This window comes from Limnobacter olei (assembly GCF_029087225.1).
Classification (GTDB): Bacteria; Pseudomonadota; Gammaproteobacteria; order Burkholderiales; family Burkholderiaceae_B; genus Limnobacter; species Limnobacter olei.
Map to the genome: position 1 here is coordinate 26,597 of NZ_JARFJD010000007.1, position 21,550 is coordinate 48,146.

General features: G+C 51.0%; 20 protein-coding genes. 13 read left to right on the top strand and 7 right to left on the bottom strand.

The window, feature by feature from the left end:
• Positions 1-97 precede the first annotated feature (97 nt).
• Positions 98-691 carry a TetR/AcrR family transcriptional regulator gene (locus PY990_RS05255; protein WP_275270721.1) on the top strand — a complete coding sequence of 198 codons (594 nt, stop codon included), beginning with the start codon at positions 98-100 and terminating at the stop codon, positions 689-691.
• A 23-nt stretch (positions 692-714) separates the two neighbouring features.
• Here PY990_RS05255 and PY990_RS05260 read toward each other — a convergent pair whose 3' ends face one another.
• Together PY990_RS05260 and PY990_RS05265 are read right to left on the bottom strand one after the other, a co-directional pair.
• Complete coding sequence (locus PY990_RS05260) at positions 715-1,281, bottom strand: TetR/AcrR family transcriptional regulator (protein ID WP_275270722.1); 567 nt, start codon at positions 1,279-1,281, stop codon at positions 715-717.
• Complete coding sequence (locus PY990_RS05265; RefSeq protein ID WP_275270723.1) at positions 1,275-2,363, bottom strand: glutathione S-transferase family protein; 1,089 nt, start codon at positions 2,361-2,363, stop codon at positions 1,275-1,277. Before PY990_RS05265 ends, PY990_RS05260 begins: the two co-directional genes overlap by 7 nt.
• A gap of 107 nt (positions 2,364-2,470) precedes the next feature.
• On the opposite strand from PY990_RS05265, the gene PY990_RS05270 reads away from it, so the two are divergent.
• The 3 genes from PY990_RS05270 (at position 2,471) to PY990_RS05280 (ending at position 6,464) form a co-directional block, all read left to right on the top strand.
• A complete protein-coding gene (locus PY990_RS05270) occupies positions 2,471-4,900 on the top strand; it encodes an arylsulfatase (RefSeq protein ID WP_275270724.1) in 2,430 nt (809 codons plus the stop codon).
• Complete coding sequence (locus PY990_RS05275; RefSeq protein WP_275270725.1) at positions 4,893-5,717, top strand: formylglycine-generating enzyme family protein; 825 nt, start codon at positions 4,893-4,895, stop codon at positions 5,715-5,717. The genes PY990_RS05270 and PY990_RS05275 overlap by 8 nt, the downstream gene beginning before the upstream one ends.
• A 63-nt stretch (positions 5,718-5,780) precedes the next feature.
• Positions 5,781-6,464 carry a tellurite resistance TerB family protein gene (locus tag PY990_RS05280; protein WP_275270726.1) on the top strand — a complete coding sequence of 228 codons (684 nt, stop codon included), beginning with the start codon at positions 5,781-5,783 and terminating at the stop codon, positions 6,462-6,464.
• A 45-nt stretch (positions 6,465-6,509) separates the two neighbouring features.
• On the opposite strand, the gene PY990_RS05285 is transcribed toward PY990_RS05280, so the two are convergent.
• From PY990_RS05285 to PY990_RS05295, 3 genes are all read right to left on the bottom strand, one after another.
• Positions 6,510-7,946, bottom strand: a complete 1,437-nt coding sequence (locus PY990_RS05285; RefSeq protein ID WP_275270727.1) for an OmpP1/FadL family transporter — start codon at positions 7,944-7,946, stop codon at positions 6,510-6,512.
• 244 nt (positions 7,947-8,190) lie between these two features.
• Positions 8,191-9,021 carry a metal-dependent hydrolase gene (locus PY990_RS05290; RefSeq protein ID WP_275270728.1) on the bottom strand — a complete coding sequence of 277 codons (831 nt, stop codon included), beginning with the start codon at positions 9,019-9,021 and terminating at the stop codon, positions 8,191-8,193.
• 110 nt (positions 9,022-9,131) lie between these two features.
• Complete coding sequence (locus PY990_RS05295; RefSeq protein ID WP_275270729.1) at positions 9,132-9,941, bottom strand: PaaX family transcriptional regulator C-terminal domain-containing protein; 810 nt, start codon at positions 9,939-9,941, stop codon at positions 9,132-9,134.
• 155 nt (positions 9,942-10,096) lie between these two features.
• Here PY990_RS05295 and PY990_RS05300 point away from each other — a divergent pair, with 155 nt between their 5' ends.
• The 3 genes from PY990_RS05300 to PY990_RS05310 are packed head-to-tail and all read left to right on the top strand — an operon-like array spanning position 10,097 to position 12,650.
• Positions 10,097-11,008: an alpha/beta hydrolase gene (locus PY990_RS05300; RefSeq protein ID WP_275270730.1), complete on the top strand. Its 912-nt coding sequence runs from the start codon at positions 10,097-10,099 to the stop codon at positions 11,006-11,008.
• On the top strand, positions 11,005-11,784 hold the full coding sequence (locus PY990_RS05305; RefSeq protein WP_275270731.1) for an SDR family NAD(P)-dependent oxidoreductase: 780 nt from the start codon (positions 11,005-11,007) through the stop codon (positions 11,782-11,784). Before PY990_RS05300 ends, PY990_RS05305 begins: the two co-directional genes overlap by 4 nt.
• 23 nt (positions 11,785-11,807) lie before the next feature.
• Positions 11,808-12,650, top strand: coding sequence for an alpha/beta fold hydrolase (locus tag PY990_RS05310; protein WP_275270732.1), 843 nt, complete (start codon positions 11,808-11,810; stop codon positions 12,648-12,650).
• 3 nt (positions 12,651-12,653) lie between these two features.
• Here PY990_RS05310 and PY990_RS05315 read toward each other — a convergent pair whose 3' ends face one another.
• Complete coding sequence (locus tag PY990_RS05315) at positions 12,654-13,337, bottom strand: hypothetical protein (protein ID WP_275270733.1); 684 nt, start codon at positions 13,335-13,337, stop codon at positions 12,654-12,656.
• Positions 13,338-13,384: 47 nt separating this feature from the next.
• On the opposite strand from PY990_RS05315, the gene PY990_RS05320 reads away from it, so the two are divergent.
• The 3 genes from PY990_RS05320 to PY990_RS05330 all read left to right on the top strand — a co-directional run bounded on the left by PY990_RS05320 (position 13,385) and on the right by PY990_RS05330 (position 16,678).
• Positions 13,385-14,281 (top strand): tetratricopeptide repeat protein, encoded by an 897-nt coding sequence (locus PY990_RS05320; RefSeq protein WP_275270734.1) that lies wholly within the window; start codon positions 13,385-13,387, stop codon positions 14,279-14,281.
• Between the two features lie 353 nt (positions 14,282-14,634).
• Positions 14,635-15,978, top strand: coding sequence for an alanine/glycine:cation symporter family protein (locus tag PY990_RS05325; RefSeq protein WP_275270735.1), 1,344 nt, complete (start codon positions 14,635-14,637; stop codon positions 15,976-15,978).
• 169 nt (positions 15,979-16,147) lie between these two features.
• Positions 16,148-16,678, top strand: coding sequence for an NlpC/P60 family protein (locus PY990_RS05330; RefSeq protein ID WP_275270736.1), 531 nt, complete (start codon positions 16,148-16,150; stop codon positions 16,676-16,678).
• On the opposite strand, the gene PY990_RS05335 is transcribed toward PY990_RS05330, so the two are convergent.
• A complete protein-coding gene (locus PY990_RS05335; protein ID WP_275270737.1) occupies positions 16,662-17,354 on the bottom strand; it encodes a queuosine precursor transporter in 693 nt (230 codons plus the stop codon). The two genes, PY990_RS05330 and PY990_RS05335, sit on opposite strands and share 17 nt — an antisense overlap.
• Positions 17,355-17,516: 162 nt before the next feature.
• Here PY990_RS05335 and PY990_RS05340 point away from each other — a divergent pair, with 162 nt between their 5' ends.
• The 3 genes from PY990_RS05340 to PY990_RS05350 all read left to right on the top strand — a co-directional run bounded on the left by PY990_RS05340 (position 17,517) and on the right by PY990_RS05350 (position 21,546).
• Positions 17,517-19,121, top strand: a complete 1,605-nt coding sequence (locus PY990_RS05340) for a DUF4331 domain-containing protein (RefSeq protein WP_275270738.1) — start codon at positions 17,517-17,519, stop codon at positions 19,119-19,121.
• Between the two features lie 21 nt (positions 19,122-19,142).
• Positions 19,143-19,382 carry a hypothetical protein gene (locus PY990_RS05345; RefSeq protein WP_275270739.1) on the top strand — a complete coding sequence of 80 codons (240 nt, stop codon included), beginning with the start codon at positions 19,143-19,145 and terminating at the stop codon, positions 19,380-19,382.
• 82 nt (positions 19,383-19,464) lie between these two features.
• Positions 19,465-21,546: a TonB-dependent receptor gene (locus PY990_RS05350; RefSeq protein WP_275270740.1), complete on the top strand. Its 2,082-nt coding sequence runs from the start codon at positions 19,465-19,467 to the stop codon at positions 21,544-21,546.
• The last annotated feature ends 4 nt before the right edge of the window (positions 21,547-21,550 follow it).

The following is a 21,550-nucleotide window of genomic DNA, read 5'->3' on the forward strand; positions in this document are numbered from 1 at the left end:
TTTCGAATAATTAATTAGAACATTAATATTTACACTGTGTCAATTTCTTTGAATGTGTGGCAAACTGTCAAGCATTGAGACCTTGCTGCACATCGGAATGAACACACGCGTAACCCAGGAAAAGAGGCCTTACCTTGGCAAAGACGATCGCAGAAAGTCGCTGCTGAATGCTGCTTCGGAGTTGGTAGAAGAGGCGGGCTGGGGTGTGTTGAACATGAGTGCGCTAGCCGACAGGGCCGGTGTAAGCAGGCAGCTGGTTTACCAGCACTTTCCAAATCTGGAAAGTTTGCTGGGGGCCACTGCATGGGCTATTTTCACCGACACCATGCAAGGTACAGCGCTGGCAATCACCAGCAATCCCAACGACATCAAACTGGCCATACGTGCTGCCGTGTTCGTTTCTCTGGACATGCCGGTGGGCAAGGGGGATGCGCTCTGGCAGTTGATCGCCGGTTCGGGTTTGAATTCGCCTGAGCTTGAAACCATCCGTTTGGGAATTCGAGGCGTCATTTTGAAGTTGTGGGTCCCAACCATTCGCAAAGCCAAAGGTCTGGATCAAGCCGCAGCCACTGGCCTGGTCTGGATGGTTATTCTCTCGTTTTGGGGAATTCGCCAGTTGATTCGTGATGGTGTGGTGTCGCGTGAGCAAGGCATCGCTCAGTTTGACGCGCTCCTTGATCGCCTGATTTAATTGCTCGTTTTATAACTGGGCTCTTATTTCAACAGTTGCTCAACGCTGCGCTGAAGAACTTTCTTGGCCGCGTTTACGCTAAGGTTTTGATCTCGGCGAAGTCGCAACCAGGTTTCAATGCTTAGCACCAAATCAAATGCTTCAAACAGGGCTTTGTCTTTAACAATCTCGCTGGGTAAAAAAGCCTTGAGCAAGTAGCGTTGTAGTTCAACAGTGCTGGCTTGCCTGTCACGCAGGTATTCGGATTCATGCAAGTGCACCAAGCTTGCAGCTTGTAGCGGAGCCAGTTTTTCAAACATGGCTGCACGGCGTTCAATGGCATGCATCAGTTTCTCATGCAGGCAATTGCCCACTACAGGGGTGGCCAGTACCGGGGCAACAATGGCGTCTACTTCGCTCGTCATTTCCCTGTATAAGGTTTCCATGTCTTTGAAATGCCTGAACACGGTTCGCAGGCCAACCCCGGCACGTGCTGAAACCATTTCTGCTGTCGGTGCTGGGTAGCCTTCTCTAATCAGTTCAATCAGTGCCTGAACAATCTGTTTTCTATTGGCTTGTCCGCGTGTAGTGCGACCGTCTACTTTCACCATGTTCTACTTGTCATTGTTGTGGGTGTGCTAATAGGCAAGCCCTTGATTCTTGCCTCTATCGGGCATGTTACAGGTTTGCTCAAGGCTGTGCCCAGTTCGGGAAAACACGTGTTTATTTCTTGTTGGATTGAGAGCTCCAGTGCCTGATATCGATTTCTCAAGCGCTGGTAACGCCAGGCACGGTAACGTTGTGTGGGTATTTTGAACTGTACACCTTGGCTGTTGAATTCAAATCGCCGCGCGTTTTGCTCAATTGCCTGTTCATTGGCTTGCATATAGGGTAAAAATTCTGCGCAAACGATGTTCAGCAGGGGGTTTAATTCGCTGGGCCATTGCCCAGGAAATGGCGTATTGTTGTAGTCGGCCAGCGTTGTATTCCAAAGGCGAGCAACCCATTCATGTACAGCCGGAGCACGGGTACGCATAATTCTTGCCGGTGTAGGGTCGCAGAAAAAATGCCGGAACATGCTGCCATACAGCCCATAGTCGGCCAATGTTGGGCGTTGGCCAAGAACGAATGGTTGTTTCTCAAGCACTGTCTCAAGAGCATCCAGTGTTTCAAGGTAATGTGCCTCAACCCGCTTGGCGGTGCTCTTGCGTACACCGTCAAGCCACAAAAAGTGCAGCCGCTGTCGACTTAAAATGGCCCAGCGTCGCATGAAAAAGGGTAGCGGTACATCGCGCATCATGCCGTCTGCTAGGCGGTGGCTCATCAGCCTTGCGTCCTGCGCATGGGCCCAGCGGTAATACAGTGCCGGGCGCCAAAGCCATTCGTCACCGAAATCCTCCAGCAGTTGCGCAATAAAACGAAGCGTGGGGTGTTCCGGCAACACGGATGTTTCTGGTCTCAAGGTTTCCAGAAATTCAATGATTAAAGTGGTGTCGCTAAGCCACTGCCCATCCAGCCACTCCACTTGGGGCATTTGCGCCACGCCGGTGGCCTTGCCGCAGCGTTTGAAATCTCCAGTGTTCATTTCAATCAGTTCATAGGGAATTTGTTTGCCGCGCAAGTAGGCTTCCAGCTTTCCGGTGAAATAAGAAAGATCCAGACCATGAACTTTCAAGACTTTCGGCATTGCCATGTGTTCGACTCCTTGAGATTCGAATTTCTTTTGTATATAGTGACACAAATAGTGTCACTAGTTAAGAAATAGAACAAAAGACACATTCAATTCAAATAGGGGACAACATGACGCAGCAAAGTGATGATCAAAACGATGGCAGCAATTCAGAAGGTTTGTCCCCCAAACGTTTGAAACGGCGCGCATTCCTGTCGGGCCTTGCTGTGGGTGCAGCCACTGTGGGTGTCGCTGCCACTGGCGCGCATGTGGCCAACACCAAAGCACGTGCATTGATGACACCCAAGGCTCTGCCCGAAGGCGAGGCTGCACAGGTGGCCTTGTCTTTCCAGGATTCCAGGCCTGCGACAGCCAGCAAACCGAAGGCAAAAGAAGGCGCGCCCAATGTAGTCGTCATTTTGCTGGACGACTGCGGTTTTTCCGACCTGGGGTGCTATGGCAGTGAAATAAAAACACCCGCCATCGATACCTTGGCAAAAACCGGTTTGCAGTACACCAACTTTCGCACCTGCTCAATGTGTTCGCCCACACGGGCCTCGTTCCTTACTGGTTTGAATCACCATTCCGCAGGCATGGGTTGGTTGGCCGACATTGATGCTGGTTACCCGGGGTATCGAGGTGATTTAACACACGAGGCGGCCACTTTGGCTGAGGTGTTGCAAGCGGCAGGGTGGTCCACTTTCTTGAGTGGAAAGTGGCATTTGAACAATGCGCACACCACAGGTGCAAACGGGCCTTACGACAATTGGCCCACGCAACGCGGTTTTGATCGGGCTTATTGGTTTCAGGGGCATTCCACCGATTATTTCAAACCCTCGGAGCTGTTCGACGGCATCGCGCCGGTTGAACCGCCCGACACACCTGATTACTTTGTATGTGATGACCTTACCGACCGAGCCATTACCTACATTCGTACGCAGCAGGCACTTGAGCCAGGGCGGCCTTTCTACCTGCATTTGGCCTATCCCGGGCCTCATTCGCCTTTGCAGGCTCGTGCCCGTGAACGTGATGCCTACAAAGGCCAGTATGACAAAGGATGGGATATAGTTCGCGCCGAAAGACTTGCACGACAGAAAGCCTTGGGTGTCATGCCCGACACAGTTGAACTGCCGCCGCTTTCCTTTGGTTCAGACAGTTGGGACAAGTTGCCTGAAGCGCATAAAAAAATTACCGCCCGTTACATGGAAGTGTATGCAGGCCTGATGAGCAATATGGACGCCAACATTGCGCGTTTGATGAGCAGCCTTGAAGAACTGGGTGTTCGTGAAAACACAATTGTGGTGCTGTTCTCTGACAATGGTGGCTCGCCCGAGGGTACCCCCACCGGCACGCCCAATGTATTTGCACCTGCGTTCGGTCGTCCAATCCCCGTGGAGGAAGCCGCGCAACTCTATGATGTACTGGGTGAAGAGGGCACTTATCCCCACTACCCCATGGGTTGGGCCAGTGCATCGAACACTCCTTTCAAAATGTACAAGCAGTATGCGCACCTGGGTGGTGTCGCCGACCCCCTGATTGTGAGTTGGCCCAAAGGTATTTCTGCGCAAGGCGAATTGCGCGACAACTTTGTACATGTGGTTGATTTGTTTCCCACCTTGCTGGAGGCCACTGGCGTTGAGCGACCTGCTGTCTACAAAGGGCAGCCTCAAAAACCCATTGAAGGCCAAAGTGTGTTGCCAACATTCAGCAAACCTGAAAGCCCAACACGAAATGAGCAGTACTTTGAGTTGGGTGGTCACCGCGCTTACATGGAGAACAATTGGCGTGCTGTGGCGCGCCACACGCGTGGAAAACCTTTCGAAGACGATGTGTGGGAACTGTACGATTTAAGCAAAGACCCCGCTGAGGGCACAGACCTGGCGAACCAGTTCCCAGAGGTCGTAGAACGCCTGAAAAGCAAATGGTTACAAGCGGCGCAACAGTACAATGTGTTGCCACTCGATGATCGCAACCTGGTGCTTCGCCTGGTGCAAGACAGGCAAGAAAAAGGATTGCGAGCGCGTTGGGATTTTTACCCGCCCGTTGAGCGTTTGGCGCGCGATGTGGCGCCCATTGTGTGTGGTTTGTCGCACACCATTGAGCTTGAATGTGAACGCAGCAATGTTGCGGGCGATGGCGTGCTGCTGGCCCAGGGAGCCAAATATGCCGGATGGGTGCTTTACATTCAAAATGGCAAGCTGTGTTATGAACAAAGCCTGGTGCCTTATGTGGAACGAATCGAATCGAACGCCGTGCTGCCCGAAGGTAAATTGAAAATCAGGTATCAGCAGCGTATGACTGGCCGCCCATTTGATGGCGAGGGCGTTTTGTTTGTGAACGGTCAACAGGTGGCCAAGCACACCTTCAAGCGCGTGCTGTTTTCAACCAGTTACGATGGCTTTACCGTGGGTTCTGATCTGGGTAATCAGGTATCAACCCGCTACAAAGGCCCCAATCCCTTTCAGGGCAAGTTGGGCAAGGTGACAATTGATGTGGACACCAGTAAAGTCAATCCGGTTGAAATGCTGCGCTTCTTGAGCCAAATGGGATTGAATGTCTAGATACTGCAAAATGCTCTCGGGTGGCGAGTTTCGAATGGGTTCGAATCGCCACTATCCCGAGGAGCGCCCCGAGCGCGCAGCTCAGGTGTGTGAATTTGCAATCGATATTTTTCCTGTGCGCAATTCAGATTTTTCAGAATTTGTGGAGGCCACGCAGTACGTCACCCTGGCCGAGCGCCGGGGGCATTCCCACGTGTTTCAAATGACCGAAGGCCCTGTGCCTTTGAACAATTCTGACCTGTGGTGGAAAGCCGTGCCGGGTGCGTGTTGGCACAACCCAAATCCTGGCACTGAATTGCCCGGCGATTTCAACGAGCACCCTGTGGTGCATATTGCCCTTGAAGATGCAAAGGCCTTTGCTGCGTGGGCAGGTGGGCGATTGCCTACGGAAGCTGAATGGGAATTTGCAGCACGCGGCGGTTTGCGCAATGCCCAATTTGCCTGGGGCGATGAATTTACGCCCAATGGCCAGCGCATGGCACAGGTATGGCATGGCGCATTTCCATGGTATTACGCCCCCGGCGGTACACCTGGTACCGTACGGGTTGGGCAATTCCCTGCCAATGGCCACGGTTTGCACGATATGATTGGCAATGTGTGGGAATGGACCCAATCAGCATTCAGCGAGCCCTCCACCTGTTGCTCATGCAGCCCACAGCAAGATTCGAACACCCTGTTTGCCCTGAAAGGCGGCTCGCACCTGTGCGCTGCGGAATATTGCCTGCGTTACCGGCCAGCTGCGCGCATCGGGGTTGAAGGGGCTAGCAGCACCTCCCACATTGGTTTTCGTTGCGTTTACGACGCCTCACCCAAGTAAGCGGGGAATCTTTTTCAATCACCACAGTCCATTCAGTTCAATAACAAAAAACTGGAGCTGTGTGTGAACTCGAAAAGTCTGATTGATCAATTGTTGAAAGCGGGTACTGACATGTTGCAAAGTGGAGGCAAGGCCACCAGCGGCATGCAGATGAAAGACGTTTTGGTGGGGGCTGGCGGCGGTGCTGCGGCTACAGCAGCTTTGGGCATGTTGTTGGGTAACAAGCGCCACAAAAAAATGGCTGGCAAGGTGATTACTTATGGTGGTTTGGCTGCACTGGGCGTGTTGGCGTATAAAGCCTATGGCAATTGGCAGCAACAGCAGGGCAATATTGCTGCCACTCGGGAGCCGCAAACCGTAGACCGTTTGCCAGAACCACAGGTTGAGCAGCACAGCCAGGCTATTTTGCGTGCCTTGATTGGTGCCGCGAAAGCAGATGGCCACATTGACACAAAAGAGCGTCAGCTGATTGATGGTGAAATTGCAAAACTGACCAGTGACCCTCAATTGCAGCGCTGGTTTGATCAAGAAATGAACAAGCCGCTCGATCCGCTGGAGATTGCGAGTTACGCAACCACGCCAGAACTGGCCGCTGAAATGTTTCTAGCCAGTGTGTTGGTGGTGGACGAGGAAAGTTTTATGGAGAGAAGCTACCTGCAAGAACTGGCCAAGCAATTGCGGCTAGACCCTGCACTGGAAGTGGAGTTGCGCGCCCAGGTTGAGCAGGCGAAAAAAACGGTCGCATGAAGCGACCGTTTCAAGTTACTGCTACAAGGGTGTTTTTATCAACACTTAAAATTTTTGAATCAAGCTAAAGGAAACGAAGTCAGCGTCGAGGTCTGCAATACCCTTAAATTCACCGCCTGACACTTCACGGGGAGTAACCTGATCGTTGTTGCCTACTGCACTGGCATCAACATCGATAATGCCGTACGCCACAGAAACTGTGGTGTCGCGGCTGGGTGTGAAGCTTGCACCTACACCGTAGAATCGGCGGTCGTTGTCGGGCAGAATTGGAATGCGAAGGTCGTCGCCCACCACGCCGTTTTCCATACCGTAGCCCGCATGCACGGTTAGTCGTTTAAATGCTTTGTAGTTCAGGCCAACTCGATAGGCGTGCGCCACTTTAAAATCCTGAGGCACGTCCTCAATCAAACGCCCGTTACTCACACGTTCATAGCGCAGGAAAGTTTCGGTGTAATCCTGATAGGTGTAAGTGGCCATTAGATCGAGTTTCGGGCTGTAATGGTGGAACAGCGAAATACGGAACTCATCCGGGAAAATCACGCTTTGGCGCGCTTGCTGGTTTGGCTCAAGATCACCTGCAGCCTGTGGGCCATTAATGCCGAGAATTGGACCGGTCGCTGTAACTAAACCACCGTTAAGAAACTCTCGAAAAGCCGCTGTGTCTGCATTTTCATTGATGGTCAACTCACCCTGATTGCCGTTGAATCGGGTTTTGGGGCGATAGGACGCACCAATTCGGGTGCGATCTGTGGGTTCCCAAAGCAGGCCAGCCTGCGCGTTAAATGCCCAGCCAAATATACGCAGCTTTGCATCGGTTTCACCCGGAATGGGTGGCGCAAGCCCGGCAGCCGCAGCTCCATCCAGTGCAGCAGTTGTTCCAGGAGGCCCCAGCTTGCTCACCGCATCGCGGAAATTCACACGCAGTTTGATCGACTGAAAATAGCGTTCATAGGAGCCGTTGGCACCAATCGACAAGGTGGGCGTTAGCTTGTAGCCAAAGCCCAAATTCAAACGTGTCACCTTCAAATCACTCTCGCGGCCAGAACCACGGCCTGGGTAATCCTCGCGATAACGGGTTAACAAACCATGAGACCCGGATGCACTAAAACCCACTACCAGCTTGGGGCTGACCGGAATAGCCACAAAAAGGCCCGGAATAAACAGGGCTGAGTCATAGCCGTCTTTTCTGGAAAAGAACTCACCCTTAGAGCCCTGGCGTCCATCGTCGGTTGGGGGGCCATCGTTGTCCTGAGTCGAGGTGTAATCGTTGTCGAAGGTGGCAATACTGGCCACGTTCAACACCTCGATCCGCTTGAATCGAGTCAAAGCAGCTGGGTTGAAGAAGATTACCGACGCATCCGAGGCTTCAGCAGCCTGGCCTGCACCCGCAGTGGCAATGCCCATGGTGCTCTGGTTGTCGTTGGCTGTACCACCTGCGTAAGCTTGCTGGCTAAGCGAAAATGCCGTGATTGAAAACGCCACGGCACAGGCTCTCCGAAGAGAGCTTTGCTGCAAAAACACCATTGGTCTGTCTCCTGGCTCCGACGTGCCGGGTCGCTGTGCGCCCGACTTTAAGTGTCGTGAGTTTTGTGCTGGTTGTTTGTAAAGTTTTACCGGGTCTACTCACCGAATAATACTTGAGTAAAGACCCTATGTTTACAACGATTAACATTGATACAGACGGAAATGTAACCCAGATTCAATCAATCGTTCAAATATTTTTTTATCAAACCAGCGAAAGTCGTTCCTTCCACAACTTCATGGGCGCGTCCATATTGGCCTGCATGGGGTGAAAGCCCGGTTTGTAAAATTTCAACAAATCGGGAATCATTTTGCGGAAAATCCCTCTGCGACCGAAATACAGATCGGTGAATTTCAACCAGGATTTCACGTTGTAAAGCTCGCCGTCCTGTTTCATGCAGCTCAACATGGCCGCCAGTACCACGGGGCCAATGCCAATCGACACAATTGTCATGGCGATTGCGCGCTGTGCATATGTGCCGCCCACAGCTTTGTGGGTGTCGAAGGCCACGGCACGGTGCTCGCTTTCTTCCATGGCGTGCCAGTAAATCAGGTTTTTAATCGTGGGGTCTACAATCATTTGATGAAAGCTTTCGCTTTTCATCAGGTGTTCCGCCATGACCGCTGTGTAGTGCTCAACTGCTGTGGTGCCCGCCAAGCGTGCTTTCACTGACAATAAGCTGTTCAGCCGTTTGCGTGCCCAGCGCGTGCGGGCATCCCAGCCATTGACGTTAATACCCTGGCGTTTCAGTTCCGCGTTGGCCTCAAGGTGTTCCTTGCCGTGCATGGCTTCCTGGCCAATAAACGCGCTGATTTCCCGCAAAAGGGTTTCGTCTTTCACCCATTTTTTTGCGTCCCGCACGGAATCTACAAAAAACTGCTCCCCTTCGGGAAAGTAGGCCTGAAAGGCTGTCCACACATGGCTGCTGGCCGGGTCATTGTTGACAAAATGGCGATTGATATTGGAGAAATCAAAATCCATTCGACGAACCGGAAAACTCGAACCTTTCTGGTGAATAGAAACAGGTGCGCGCATAACAGCCTCCACAGAGCCTTGTACATCATTACCATCAATGATGTTGACAGTTATTGATGTAATATTACAGATGTGGAATTAAAAGTAAAGCAGTGTAATGAAATGCTTTTTTAGATCACTTCTTCGTCTTTCAAAATGCGCAGTTGCAACTCGCGCCACACCCGTGTGCCTGTTTCATCAAAGCGCAGCACACTCTCAAAGAATTGTTGCCGTGCAGCAGCGTTAATCCATTCTGCTGGAAGCAGGGGATCGCGGCGCACTTCGTAAATGGCCTGGCTACCCACCAGGTAGGCGTCCCGGGCAGCTTTTTCAAGTTTCATACGGGAATAGCCTTGCATCCAATTGTTCAGCTTCTTGGTGTGGCTTAAATAAAGTTTCTCTAGCTTTCGAATGTCCCAAAGTTTTTGAATCAAGCTGGTTTGCGCCGCGCAGGCTGGCGTCATTTCAAAAGCAAGCACAGTTTTTTCGACGCCTTGCGCCAGCAGTTTTTCTTGAATGCCAGCCAGGCCCAGGTTTAAGTTGGCAGGGCGTAAAAACAGGCCTTGCTCGAATTCCCGAAAACCCAATAATGCCAAGGCCTTCTCGCGAAGCTGCAACTGCTTGCGATTGCTGCGCCCCAGGTGGGCTGTAAACACGGCATAAAAATTGCCGTTCCAGGCGCAGGTGGCGGTTAGCCGGTTGTTCCACCCTTGAATGTCTTGCCCAGTAAAGGCAGCCTGTTTACCCAAGGTGTAAATACCGCGGCCAGCAGATTTCAACTGACCCTCAGCAGCCAGGCGGGCCATGGCCACGCGTGCACTGTTTTCGGAAACGCCAAACAGGCTGCAAGCCAGCACAATGTGGGCAGCCTTTACTTGGCGGCCTTTGCCAGCCAACATCAAGCCAAGAATTAATTGTTTTGGGGAAGCGTTTGTTTTCACGGGATTTTTTAATAAATTGGAGGTAATAGTCTAACTTGTTGCGGGGCAGGGTGGTTGGGTTGCTCTGCTGCCTGCTGCAAATTCGCTATATTGAAGAAAAATAACAAAAACAGCGTAAATTGCTTTGCGCTGTAACATTCGGAGACTCTGTACTCATGAACCCGATCCAGTTTGTAGCCGAGAAAGCTGTTCGTGCAACACTGCGCACCACCTTCAAAACGCCCGGTAAACTTCCAATTCCGCTCAGTTGGCTGGCGGCCACCATGAACGCGGGTGCACCATTGTTCAAGGTCCGGCCCGATGCCCGCGTTGAATACCTGGAATTGGGCACTTGCATGTGCGCACTCGTTCGCCCGGCCAATGCGCACACTGACCAGGTGTTGTTGCACATGCACGGAGGCGCCTTTTTTGCTGGCTCGCTTGAAACCCATTTGCCCTTGGCCAGTGAGCTAGCTGTACGTTGTAACGCGCGTGTTTTCCTGATTGATTACAGGCTGGCACCAAAAGACCCCTACCCAGCCGCTCTTGAAGATGGCATGGCTGCCTATCAGGCCTTGCTCGATCTTGATGTGAATCCCAATGACATTACCCTGGTTGGGGACTCCGCTGGCGCTGCACATATTTTGTCAATGGCCATTTACGCGCGCAACGAAGGCTTGCCTCTGCCAGCTGGTTTGGTGATGATTTCGCCGTTCGTCGACCTGACATTGACTGCTGCCTCCATTCAAGGCAAGGCCAAGGACGATCCCATGTTGAGCGTGGTGCCATTGCAGCGTGGGGTAACAGCATATTGTGGCGAAGTGCTACCGGCCGACCCCAAGGTGTCGCCTGTATTTGCCGATCTTGAAGAATTGCCGCCCATGTATATTCAAGTGGGAAGCGATGAAATTTTGCTGGATGACGCATTATTGCTTGAGCAGCGCGCCAAAGCTGCTGGCGTGCAAGTAAGCTGCACTGTGCATGAAGGCATGTGGCACAACTTTCAAATGTTCAATGCCTTTGTTGAAAAAGCCGACAAGGCTTTGTGGGCAATCGCCGATTTTGTTAGAAGAGGGGAACAGGAATGAAGCAATGGGCATTGGTAACAGGTGCATCGTCGGGTATTGGTTTGCATTTGGCAGAGTGTTTTGCGAAGGATGGAATTTCTTTGGTGTTGAGTGCACGCAATGAAGCCAAGCTTGCAGAGCTGGCCGCCGACTACATGGGCAAGTACAAGGTCGATGTGATCGTAATTGGTTCGGATCTTTCCAAGCCCAATGCAGCCAGCGAGCTGGTTGCCAAAGTGAAAGCGCACAGCATTGAGCTAAGTTACCTCGTCAACAATGCTGGTGTGGGCACCTACGGTTTATTTAAAGACACGCCAGTCGAGGACACCACCAGCATGCTGCGCCTGAATATGGAAGCACTCACTGTACTTTGTAGCGGCTTTATGCCCGATCTTCTGAAAACCCGTGGAAAAATTTTGAACGTGGCGTCAACTGCTGCATTTCAACCAGGCCCTTACATGGCGGCTTACTATGCCACCAAGGCTTATGTGCTCAGCTTCAGTGAAGCCCTGGCCGAAGAGTTGGCAGACAGCGGTGTTGCCGTGTGTACCCTGTGCCCTGGTCCCACTGCGTCGGGATTCCAGGCCGAAGCGAACATGCAGAAATCGGCCTTGGTTCAAGGCAAGCGCATGCCCAGTTCAGAAGATGTTGCAGTGAAAGGCTATGCAGCAATGAAGCGAAATCAGCGTGTTTACATTCACGGTGCACTGAACTGGACCATGGCTCAAAGCATTCGTTTCACGCCACGCAGCTGGGCCACTAAAGTGGTTAAATTAATCTCCAAGCCTGTGGCTTGAACGTTACTCCGGGTTGCTGTGCTATGAAACAGGAAACGCATTTGGTTCCCATGCAGGGTGGCGGCCACGTGGCCTTATATCGCCATAAACCCGCACAGTCAGTGGGCTTGCCAGTGGTGGTGGCCCACGGTACTTTGTCCAACCAGCTTGCTGTGGAACATTTGGGTATGTTTTTCGCGGAGCAAGGGTTTGATACCTGGCTGTTGGAGTGGGGCGGGCACGGGCAAGCCAGGCCTGCGTACCGCCAGCAAAACTTTGAATACCCGGCTTTGAATGATCTACCGGTCGCGATTGACTTTGTTGTTCAACACACAGGCCACTCGCAGTTGCATTGGACTTCTCACAGCGGTGGAGGTTTGCTGGCTTTGATGTTGCTTGCCCGGCAACCCGAACGCACTTCACAAATTAAAAGCCTGAGCCTGATTGGCGCGCAGGTGACAGATGCTGCACCCAATTTGAAAGAAAAAATTCGGGTTGCCGCTTTGGGAGCATTGACCCGCCTGTTTGGCCGAACACCAAGAAAACTGGTACCCATTGGGCCAGAGGGTGAGCCCACTTTGCTACTGGTGCAGTGGTGCAAATGGAACCTGAGTGGCAAATGGAAAGGGGCAGATGGTTTCGATTACCTGGCGGCATTGAAGCAAGTCAGCGTGCCTTCATTGGTGATTGCGGGCGGGCGAGACGATGTAGCGCCTCCCAAGGGTTGCAGACGAATTTATGAGGCTTTGGGTGGTCCCAAAACCTGGCATGAGTGCACCGTGCAGAAGGGGTTCAGCAAAGACTTTTCACACAGCCAGATGATTCGCGGTGAAGCAGCGAAAACCGAGGTTTTCCCGCTGCTGCACCAATTCATTCAAACCATTTAAAACTTACTTTCTGATCAGAAATTTTTCAAAATGGGCAGCAATGGCCGGGTGACTTTCAGTTTTGATGTGTGGCGGAAGTTTACGCAGCGTGTGCTTGAACAAGGTGTGTAGCACATTGATTACGCCGTTGATTGTTTTACTGATCACAAAATTGAAACCCATCAGGTCTTTAGGTGTGTATACCAAAGGCACCAATGCCGTCTCTATGGCTTCAATCAGCAGCTCAACACCTTCTTCAATGCGTGTATCGTCACGCTGAGCCAAGGCATTCATTACATCGCTCGCTTTTTCTGCGTATGTTGTAGTGACCGGAATCACGATGTAGGGATATTCTTGGCCAGTCAGGTTCAAAATGTGAACCATGTCGTGAAAATGTTGGATCACGGGCGGCACGCGTTTGTTGGCAATAAATTTGATAAGCCAGCCGATGTAATGTTGTGCCTCGCTTTGTACCTTGTGTATCACCTTCGACGCATCTTGCAGCATTTTGTCGGGTTGGGTTTTGTTCAATTCATCGAGCAGGTGAGTGAAGCAGGTGTCGAGAAGTTGCACATAGGTTTGCGCCAGTAGGTCGGCACCCAGCGCTTTGTCTTCATCGCTGATGGGTTTGGACGCTCGCTCGTGTAGTGCCTTCATCTGTATATAAACATCTTCTTTGATTTGAACCGCAATGTAAGGCTTGTTCATGTTTCTTCAGTAAGATCTCGATTCACACAGTTTACGTTTAACACGCCATGCAATCCCAGCCCCCAGTTGAATTCACCGACGAAATCAAATCCCTTTTTGTTGAAAAGAAGTTGGCGCAGGCCCGCCAGCGTTTGCTGGATACATTGAGCAATCAATGGGATGGACACTGCAACCTGATCGCCTTTACTTACTTGTACGCTGAAAATCGCAGCGCCGATGATTGCACGCTGGCTTTGGAATGGCTTCAAAAAGGTGTGATGGCCGGAGAAGTGGACGCCAAGGTGATTCTTGGGCGTTTGCTGGTGTCAGGTGAACTGGGTAGTCAGGATTTTTCTCGTGGCATGGACCTGCTGCAACAAGCAGCGCAGGCCAAAGTGTTGATGGCCGTGCTGACTTTGGTGCAAATTTACAAGGGTGGGGTTGAAGGGCATCTGGATGCTGATGCGCAACTAACCCTGCAATATTTGCGGCAAGCCGCTGACCTGGGCGACCCCAATTCCGCTTATCACCTGGCGCTTGAACTTGAACGTGCGACCAGGCCCGATTTTACGCAAGCCTTCAAATATTTTGACAAGGCCGCTCAAGGCGGCCTGTCGCAGGCCATGCACAATGTGGGTGTGTATTATTTGCATGGCAAAGGCGTTGCAAAGAATGCGGCGCTGGCCATGGCTTATCTGACCGAGGCGGCCAAGCTCGGTTCGCCTTTGTCCATGTTGAGCTTGTCTTTGTTGTATCTCGATGGGGTGGAGGTGCAGAAGGATCGAGGAGTAGCTTTAAGTTGGCTCTACATTTATCAGGTGCTTTTTCCAGAAACCGACATACCAGACCAACTTCAACTGTTGCTTGATGATGTGTCTGCCGAGGAGGAAAATTTCGCACGCAAGGCTGCCCAGAATTTTGTGAATCATCAACTGAATAAATCTCCTAGCGGAACGCTGCATTAATCTGCAATACTGCCTGCGGGAGCTTCCCCATAACCACAAACGAGGACCGCCATGACTGTTTGCCCGATTGCGATTGCTGTTGGTTGTCAAAAATGTCCTGCATTTAAAATTTGTCCTGCCAAGTCGATTCTGGGTGATCAACCCAAAGCCGGCGAGAAGCAGCCTGAAAAGAAACAGTAAGTTGCGATACTTTTTCTGAAAAACCCCGACCTGGTTCGGGGTTTTTTTATGTCAATAAGTTTCGCAATTTGTTAAAAAGTGTGTCTCAGGCACATTGCTTGCATACTAAACTGACCACTCGCCATTGCAGCACCAATTCGGCGCATCGCTTTTCACAACAAGGAGAACAATGCATGGAAGCACTTACTCAGTTTGTTAATTCAATCAATGGAATTGTGTGGGGGCCACCCATGCTTGTTGCCATTCTGGGTACGGGTCTGTTTTTGCAGCTGCGTTTGAAGTTGATGCCAATATTTAAAATTGGCATGGGCTTCAAGTGGATTTGGAAAAGTCGAAGTCCCCAAGCCGGAGCGAAAGGCGACATTACCCCTTACGCTGCACTGATGACAGCACTGGCCGCAACGGTGGGTACCGGCAATATTGCTGGTGTGGCTACAGCCATTGCTTTGGGCGGTCCCGGCGCCTTGTTCTGGATGTGGATGACTGCGCTGGTGGGTATGGCCACCAAGTATGCCGAGGTGTTGTTAGCTGTGCATTATCGAGAAACCGATGCACGTGGTCAGCATGTGGGGGGGCCAATGTATGCCATTAAAAATGGCTTGGGTAAAAACTGGAAATGGTTAGGTATTGCATTCGCACTGTTCGGTGGCTTGGCGGGTTTTGGTATTGGGAACATGGTTCAGGCAAACAGTGTTGCCGATGTGCTGAATGTGACCTTTGGTATCGACAAATGGATTTCCGGCATTGTAATGACGGTGCTGGTGGGTTTTGTGTTGATCGGCGGCGTGAAGCGAATTGGTGCAGTGGCACAAAAAGTGGTTCCGTTCATGTGCGTGGCTTACATCGTTGCCTCGGTCATTATTCTGGGAATGTACATCGACCAAGTACCCGCTGCGTTTGCCTTGATCATCGAGAGTGCTTTCAACCCGGTTGCCGCCACTGGTGGTTTTGCAGGTGCAGCAATCATGCTGGCTATCCGGTATGGTGTCGCGCGCGGTATCTTTTCCAATGAGGCTGGCTTGGGCACGGCCGGTATTGCGCAAGCTGCCGGCCAAAGTAGCAACCCTGTGGAATCAGGCTTGGTGGGCATGATGGGTACCTTCATCGACACCATTATTGTGTGCTCTATGACCGGTTTGGTGATTGTGGTGACCGGTGTTTGGAGCAGTGGCTTGAACGGCGCCGCTCTCAGTTCCAGTGCTTATGCAACAGGTTTACCAGGTGTGGGTGAATATGTGTTGGCATTGTCGCTGGCCTTTTTCGCTTTCACTACCATTCTGGGTTGGTCGTATTTCGGTGAAAAGTGCTGGGAGTTTATTGCAGGCACTGCCATCACCATGCCTTACCGTGTGTTGTGGACAGGTTTCGTCATGGTGGGTGCTGTTACTCAGCTTGACTTCGTGTGGCTGGTAGCCGACACATTGAATGCCTTCATGGCCTTGCCCAACCTGGTTTCGCTGCTATTGCTTTCACCAGTTATCGTGAAGCTCACTAACGAGTATTTCGCCAATAAATAATTTTTTCTTCGCATCGGCAAGCCGCAATCTCAGCGGTTTGCCGGCCAGACTTGAACCAGTTTCGAGTTTCTCACCAAGTTTTACTGATTGTTCTGCACTTTGCCGCTATGATACGGTCCCCTTACAACAAGCAGACGCTTTTCCTCAATATGCTTCCAGGAATATACGCATGACCGATGTGAGACGTTTCAACAAAGTGAAAAGCAGTTTTCTCGTGTTGATCGTTGCATTCTGGCCTGGCCTCGCATTCAGTGATTCCTCCCTTGATTCCCTACTGAATCTGCCCGCGGCCGAGCAGTCGTACAGCAATGAAATTCAAAACGCGTTGTTGGCTCATTATTCAAATTGGGCGGGAACGCGCCACAAACTGGGCGGCACCGGTACCAACGGCGTGGACTGTTCCAGTTTTATTCAAACCTTGTTTCAAGACAAATTCCAGCTGCGCTTACCACGCAGTTCACGAGAGCAAATGACCATGGGCGAGCGGGTTGATCTCTCTGATTTGCGTTCTGGTGACCTTCTGTTTTTTCGCACAGGCCCCACACGTCGACATGTAGGTGTGTATGTGGGTAACAATCAGTTCATGCACGTATCTACGCGGGCGGGCGTTGAAATTGCCAAGTTGCTCAGCCCTTACTGGCAACGTCACTTCATTACGGCCCGCCGCGTGGGTTTGGCGGGCATTACACCTTCAAACTGAATGGCGTGAAGTTGGTGTCTCTGTCGTAATAATCTTCGCTTTCTGCGCGTTTCAAACGCGCTACTACCCAGTAGGTGAGCGGCGTGGCCAGTATTTCCCAGCTGGTCTTAAGCACGTACTGCGTCAATGCCACGATGATGATTTGATCGGTGGTCATAATCCCCCAAAACGCGATGGTGTAAAACAAGCCAGAGTCCACGAACTCACCCACCACAGTGGAGCCAATGGTTCGGGTCCACAACCATTTGCCCTGGGTCCATATTTTCATTTTGGCCAGCACAAAGCTGTTGATAAAGCTGCCACTCCAAAAGGCAATTAGCGAGGCCAGCACTATGCGCCAGGTGTTGCCAAACACACTTTCAACTGCAGCCTGTTTGTCGACCCAGAAGGATGCGGCGGGGAGATTCACCACCGTGAATGCCATAAATGATGCAAAGGCCAAAGCCCCAAAACCTGCCCACACGGCCCTGCGGTCGCGGCCGTAACCATACACCTCGGTCAGGATGTCGCTGAATATGTAAGAAATGGGGAAAAACAACACACCTGCTGCAAAGGTAACAGTACCAAGCAATGGCAAATTCAGTTCGGCAATTTTCGCGGGGCCGATCAGGTTGGAACACAACAGCACGGCCACAAACGCAACCAGGACGAATTCATAATATTTGTACTGACGCATCCAAAACCCTGTTAATTGGTTAGTAAAGAGAGGGGTAGGTTAATAGAGTGGTAATTATTGCAGCAATTGTCATCGTGTTAATAGTTATTGGAGCCTATACTCAAAGAAGATGTTTTGTAAGTGTAGTTTTTGGAAGCAACAATTGGAAGTCAGGGAGTTACAATGAAAGCACAGAGGAAGACAAGCACAACCAAGAACAACAAGTTTAAATTCAATATTTTAGCGGGCAGTCTTTTGGCTGTTGTCAGCGTTGCGGCTTTGGCTTCTAGCCACCGTGAAGCGCCCTCAATCACCACCACTCCGAAAGCAGACGGAACCGATTTTTACATGTTCCGCAGCTATGAGACCAATCGGTCAGACTTCATCACCTTGATTGCCAATTATCAGCCCCTTCAAGACGGCTACGGTGGTCCGAATTATTTCTCGATGGATCCCAATGCCTTGTATGAAATTCACATTGACAACGATGGTGATGCGCAGGAAGAAATTACATTTCAGTTTAATTTCAAAAATAATCTCAAGGATATTGCGCTTCCGATTGGAAGCGGGACTAACAGGCCCTCAGTCAGCATCCCATTGATTCAAGCGGGCACTGTGTCTACATTGTCAGATCCCAATTTGAATCTGAATGAAACCTACACCATGACTGTAGTGCGTGATGGGCGACGCAACGGTAACCGTACTTTGGCGGCCAAAACCAGTGGTGGCAGCACCACCTTGGAAAAGCCGGTGGATTACATTGGTGAAAAAACCCTGGGCAACGCGGCGGCTTATCAAAGCTATGCTGATGCACACATTCACAATGTGACCATTCCTGGCTGTGCAGCAGGCACCAACCAGGCACGTGTCTTTGTGGGCCAGCGGCAGGAAGGTTTTGCAGTGAATTTGGGCGCAATTTTTGACTTGGTGAATGCCCCGGCCAGTGCCATTTCGAATCGCAGCAGCGCAAACGCAAATGCGGCCGCCGTCAATTCAATTCAAGACAAAAACATCACCAGCATTGCACTGGAAATTCACAGGAATTGTTTGGCCCCCAGCACTGAAAAGGTAATTGGTGGATGGACTACGGCCAGCTTGCGTCAAGTGCAAATTGGCGACGGTGTGCCTGCCCAAGGGCATCAAACTGCCGAGAAGGTGGGGGGTGCATGGGTGCAGGTTTCCCGCCTTGGCATGCCCTTGGTGAATGAGGTGGTGATTGGCTTGAAAGACAAGGACCGTTTCAATGCTTCAAAGCCCAGCGGCGATGGTCAGTTCCTCACCTATGTGTCTAACCCCACTTTGCCTCAGCTGATCAGCATGGTGGTGCCGGGGCTGCAAAATACAGCTCCAACCAACTTTCCGCGTACCGACCTGCTCAATGTATTTTTGGCGGGTATTCAAGGCGTGAACCGCCCAGCAAATGTAACCTTGTCGGAAATGATGCGCTTGAATACGACGATTGCACCTACCCCGATCGCGAACCAGAACACGCTGGGGGTTGTTGGTGGCGACAATGCGGGTTATCCAAATGGCCGCAGACCAATTGATGACGTGGTCGACATTTCGCTGGTGGCAGTGATGGGTGGTTTGTGCGTGGCAAATGGTACGGGTAACGGTCTGGGTTTGAATACAGTACCTGGCACTAGCCTGACTTCAGCCTGTAACCCTGACAGCGTGCCTTTGGGCTCAACGTCCCTAACGCTTCATGATGCGGTGGCTCAGGAACAGGTTACTTTTTTGAGTCGTTTCCCATTCTTGAACACGCCAATTCCAGGTGCACGAAATTAATTTCATATCAAGGAGCTTTAAATGAAACTGAAAAGCAAACTTGGATTGGCCACAGGCGCAGCGTTGCTGCTCACTTTGGGGGCCTGTGGAGGTGATGGCTCACCTTTTAACCTGGGTAGCGCAGCAGGTGACGGGAATATCAATGCATCTGAGGCGGGTGCCTTGGTACGCAGCACTTCTGAAACCGGTGAACCTGAAAACGCTAGTAACCTGATGTTGGCAACCTCTGAAACAGCAGAGCCCTTTGATCTTCCAGACTAATTACACAGCAAAAATTTGATACAGTATTTTCAGAATCCCGTAGCAAGTGTAGCTGCGGGATTTTTTTTGGATGGATTTCTACATGAAATTGATTGTCTTTGGGGTGTGTGGTTTGGCCCTGATGCCGCATATTTCCAGTGCCCACGGCATTCATTTTGATTCCCAAGAGCTTGATGAAGTGTCGGTGACTGAAAGTATCGAAGCCGTTCACACTTTGGGCGGAATCACCAGTTCCCAGGGCATACTCGGTGCACGGCGATTGGCCAACCAGAATCCGGCAAGATCCTCGGATGTGCTGGAGGCTGTACCCGGTTTGAATGTGACCCAGCATTCTGGTGGTGGCAAAGCAAATCAATACTTTTTGCGTGGCTTCAGTCTTGATCACGGCACAGACTTGTCGATTAACTTTTTGGGTGCGCCCTTGAACCTGCCGGGTCACGCACACGGGCAGGGGTACGCAGATTCAAACATGATCATTCCCGAGTTGTTGTCTCGCGTGGAGTACCGCAAGGGCCCTTATTTTGCGCAAGATGGTGACTTCAGCTCTGCGGGATCTTTGAACATCGATTATGTCAGCGAGTTAACAAGAGGATTGGCTTCATTGTCGGTGGGTGAGTTTGGTTATCGGCGTGGTTTATTGGCCAATTCAGTGTCTTTCAATGAAGATCAAACCAAACTACTGTATGCCATTGAGTTGACTGATAACGATGGTCCCTGGGAGATCGCAGAGAATCAATACAAATATAATGCGCTGTTGAAATTGAGTCATCGAATCGATTCAAGCAAACGCTTCGAGCTGCAATATTCAGGCTATGAATCACAATGGACGTCGACCGATCACATTCCAGCTGATGCGGTTAATCAGGGTTTGGTGGGTCGATTTGGAAGCCTTGACCCAACTGCAGGTGGATTTACGCAACGACATGCTGTTTCAGGCAACTTCACCCTGGCTTGGGATCAATCGATCACGCAGCTACGGGCTTACCTGGCGGATTACAAACTGAATCTTTTCAGCGATTTCACTTATGGGCTCAGGGACAATACGGCGCTTGGCCGCCCCGGGGTGATTTCTGACCAGTTTAACCAGGTCGACAGCAGGGTAACTTTTGGCGGTGGCGTGACACATACGCTATTTGAAAATTTGTCGTTCATGCGTTCGCAATTGGCGGTTGGGTTTGACTATCGGGTAGATGATGTAAACCCAGCAGGGCTCTACGACACAATTGCCCGAGAGCGATTGGCCACTCGAAGCGAAGATTCTTTTGAGCAAAGCAATTTGGGTATTTTTATATCGCAGCAACTGCTTCCAGCGTCTTGGCTCAAACTGACTGGCGGCTTGCGATATGACCAGTTCGATGTTGATTTGAATGGTCAGTTTGATGACGATGAAGACCTGACAACACCCAATGTGATGCGAAGTGGTTCTCGAAATGATCAGCAATTCAGCCCAAAGTTCAGCGCAAGCATTACTCCATTTGAACATGACACCGAATTGTTTTTGTCCATTGGTCGGGGTTTTCACAGCAATGATCCCCGAGGTTTATTCACAGCAAACCCAGTGGACTATATCGTGAATACCCGTGGCTCAGAGGTGGGTTTGAAAACTACCAATACCTCAAGAAATTTGAGTGCTTCAGCGACCTTGTTTCAGTTAGAGAGTGACTCTGAACTCGTTTTTGTCGGTGATGCGGGTACGACCGAGCCCAAGGGTGCTACCAAGCGGAACGGGCTTGAATTGATTGCAAGTTATTTCAACAAAACCGGCTTTGAAATTGATGGCTTCGTGACTCTTGTGGATGCTCGTTTTGTCGGCGTGCAAGACAATGGCATTCCCAACGCGATAGAGGAGTCTGCGGCCGTGTCGTTGGGTCAAACCTGGGGTAATTTGAAAGTAGGTTACAAGTTGAAATATGTGGGCAGCGCGCCTTTGGTGGAAGATCGGAGCATTGAATCGGACTCAGTGATCAATTCAGATCTGTTCTTCAACTTGAAAGTGAACAAAGATCTCAGTTTGAATTTGTCCATATTCAATTTGTTCGATCGGGACAATAGCGATATCCAGTATGCGCAGGATTATTTTCTAGCAGGGAGCCCGGCTTTTGGAAAAACTTTTCATCCATCCCTGCCACGGCATGTTCGGTTAACAGCCAATTTACAGTTCTGAGTGC

Coding starts and splice junctions, on each gene's coding strand:
- PY990_RS05255 (WP_275270721.1), top strand. CDS start 98: ATGAACACACGCGTAACCCAGGAAAAGAGGCCTTACCTTGGCAAAGAC.
- PY990_RS05260 (WP_275270722.1), bottom strand. CDS start 1,281: ATGGTGAAAGTAGACGGTCGCACTACACGCGGACAAGCCAATAGAAAA.
- PY990_RS05265 (WP_275270723.1), bottom strand. CDS start 2,363: ATGGCAATGCCGAAAGTCTTGAAAGTTCATGGTCTGGATCTTTCTTAT.
- PY990_RS05270 (WP_275270724.1), top strand. CDS start 2,471: ATGACGCAGCAAAGTGATGATCAAAACGATGGCAGCAATTCAGAAGGT.
- PY990_RS05275 (WP_275270725.1), top strand. CDS start 4,893: ATGTCTAGATACTGCAAAATGCTCTCGGGTGGCGAGTTTCGAATGGGT.
- PY990_RS05290 (WP_275270728.1), bottom strand. CDS start 9,021: ATGCGCGCACCTGTTTCTATTCACCAGAAAGGTTCGAGTTTTCCGGTT.
- PY990_RS05300 (WP_275270730.1), top strand. CDS start 10,097: ATGAACCCGATCCAGTTTGTAGCCGAGAAAGCTGTTCGTGCAACACTG.
- PY990_RS05305 (WP_275270731.1), top strand. CDS start 11,005: ATGAAGCAATGGGCATTGGTAACAGGTGCATCGTCGGGTATTGGTTTG.
- PY990_RS05310 (WP_275270732.1), top strand. CDS start 11,808: ATGAAACAGGAAACGCATTTGGTTCCCATGCAGGGTGGCGGCCACGTG.
- PY990_RS05315 (WP_275270733.1), bottom strand. CDS start 13,337: ATGAACAAGCCTTACATTGCGGTTCAAATCAAAGAAGATGTTTATATA.
- PY990_RS05320 (WP_275270734.1), top strand. CDS start 13,385: ATGCAATCCCAGCCCCCAGTTGAATTCACCGACGAAATCAAATCCCTT.
- PY990_RS05325 (WP_275270735.1), top strand. CDS start 14,635: ATGGAAGCACTTACTCAGTTTGTTAATTCAATCAATGGAATTGTGTGG.
- PY990_RS05330 (WP_275270736.1), top strand. CDS start 16,148: ATGACCGATGTGAGACGTTTCAACAAAGTGAAAAGCAGTTTTCTCGTG.
- PY990_RS05335 (WP_275270737.1), bottom strand. CDS start 17,354: ATGCGTCAGTACAAATATTATGAATTCGTCCTGGTTGCGTTTGTGGCC.
- PY990_RS05340 (WP_275270738.1), top strand. CDS start 17,517: ATGAAAGCACAGAGGAAGACAAGCACAACCAAGAACAACAAGTTTAAA.
- PY990_RS05345 (WP_275270739.1), top strand. CDS start 19,143: ATGAAACTGAAAAGCAAACTTGGATTGGCCACAGGCGCAGCGTTGCTG.
- PY990_RS05350 (WP_275270740.1), top strand. CDS start 19,465: ATGAAATTGATTGTCTTTGGGGTGTGTGGTTTGGCCCTGATGCCGCAT.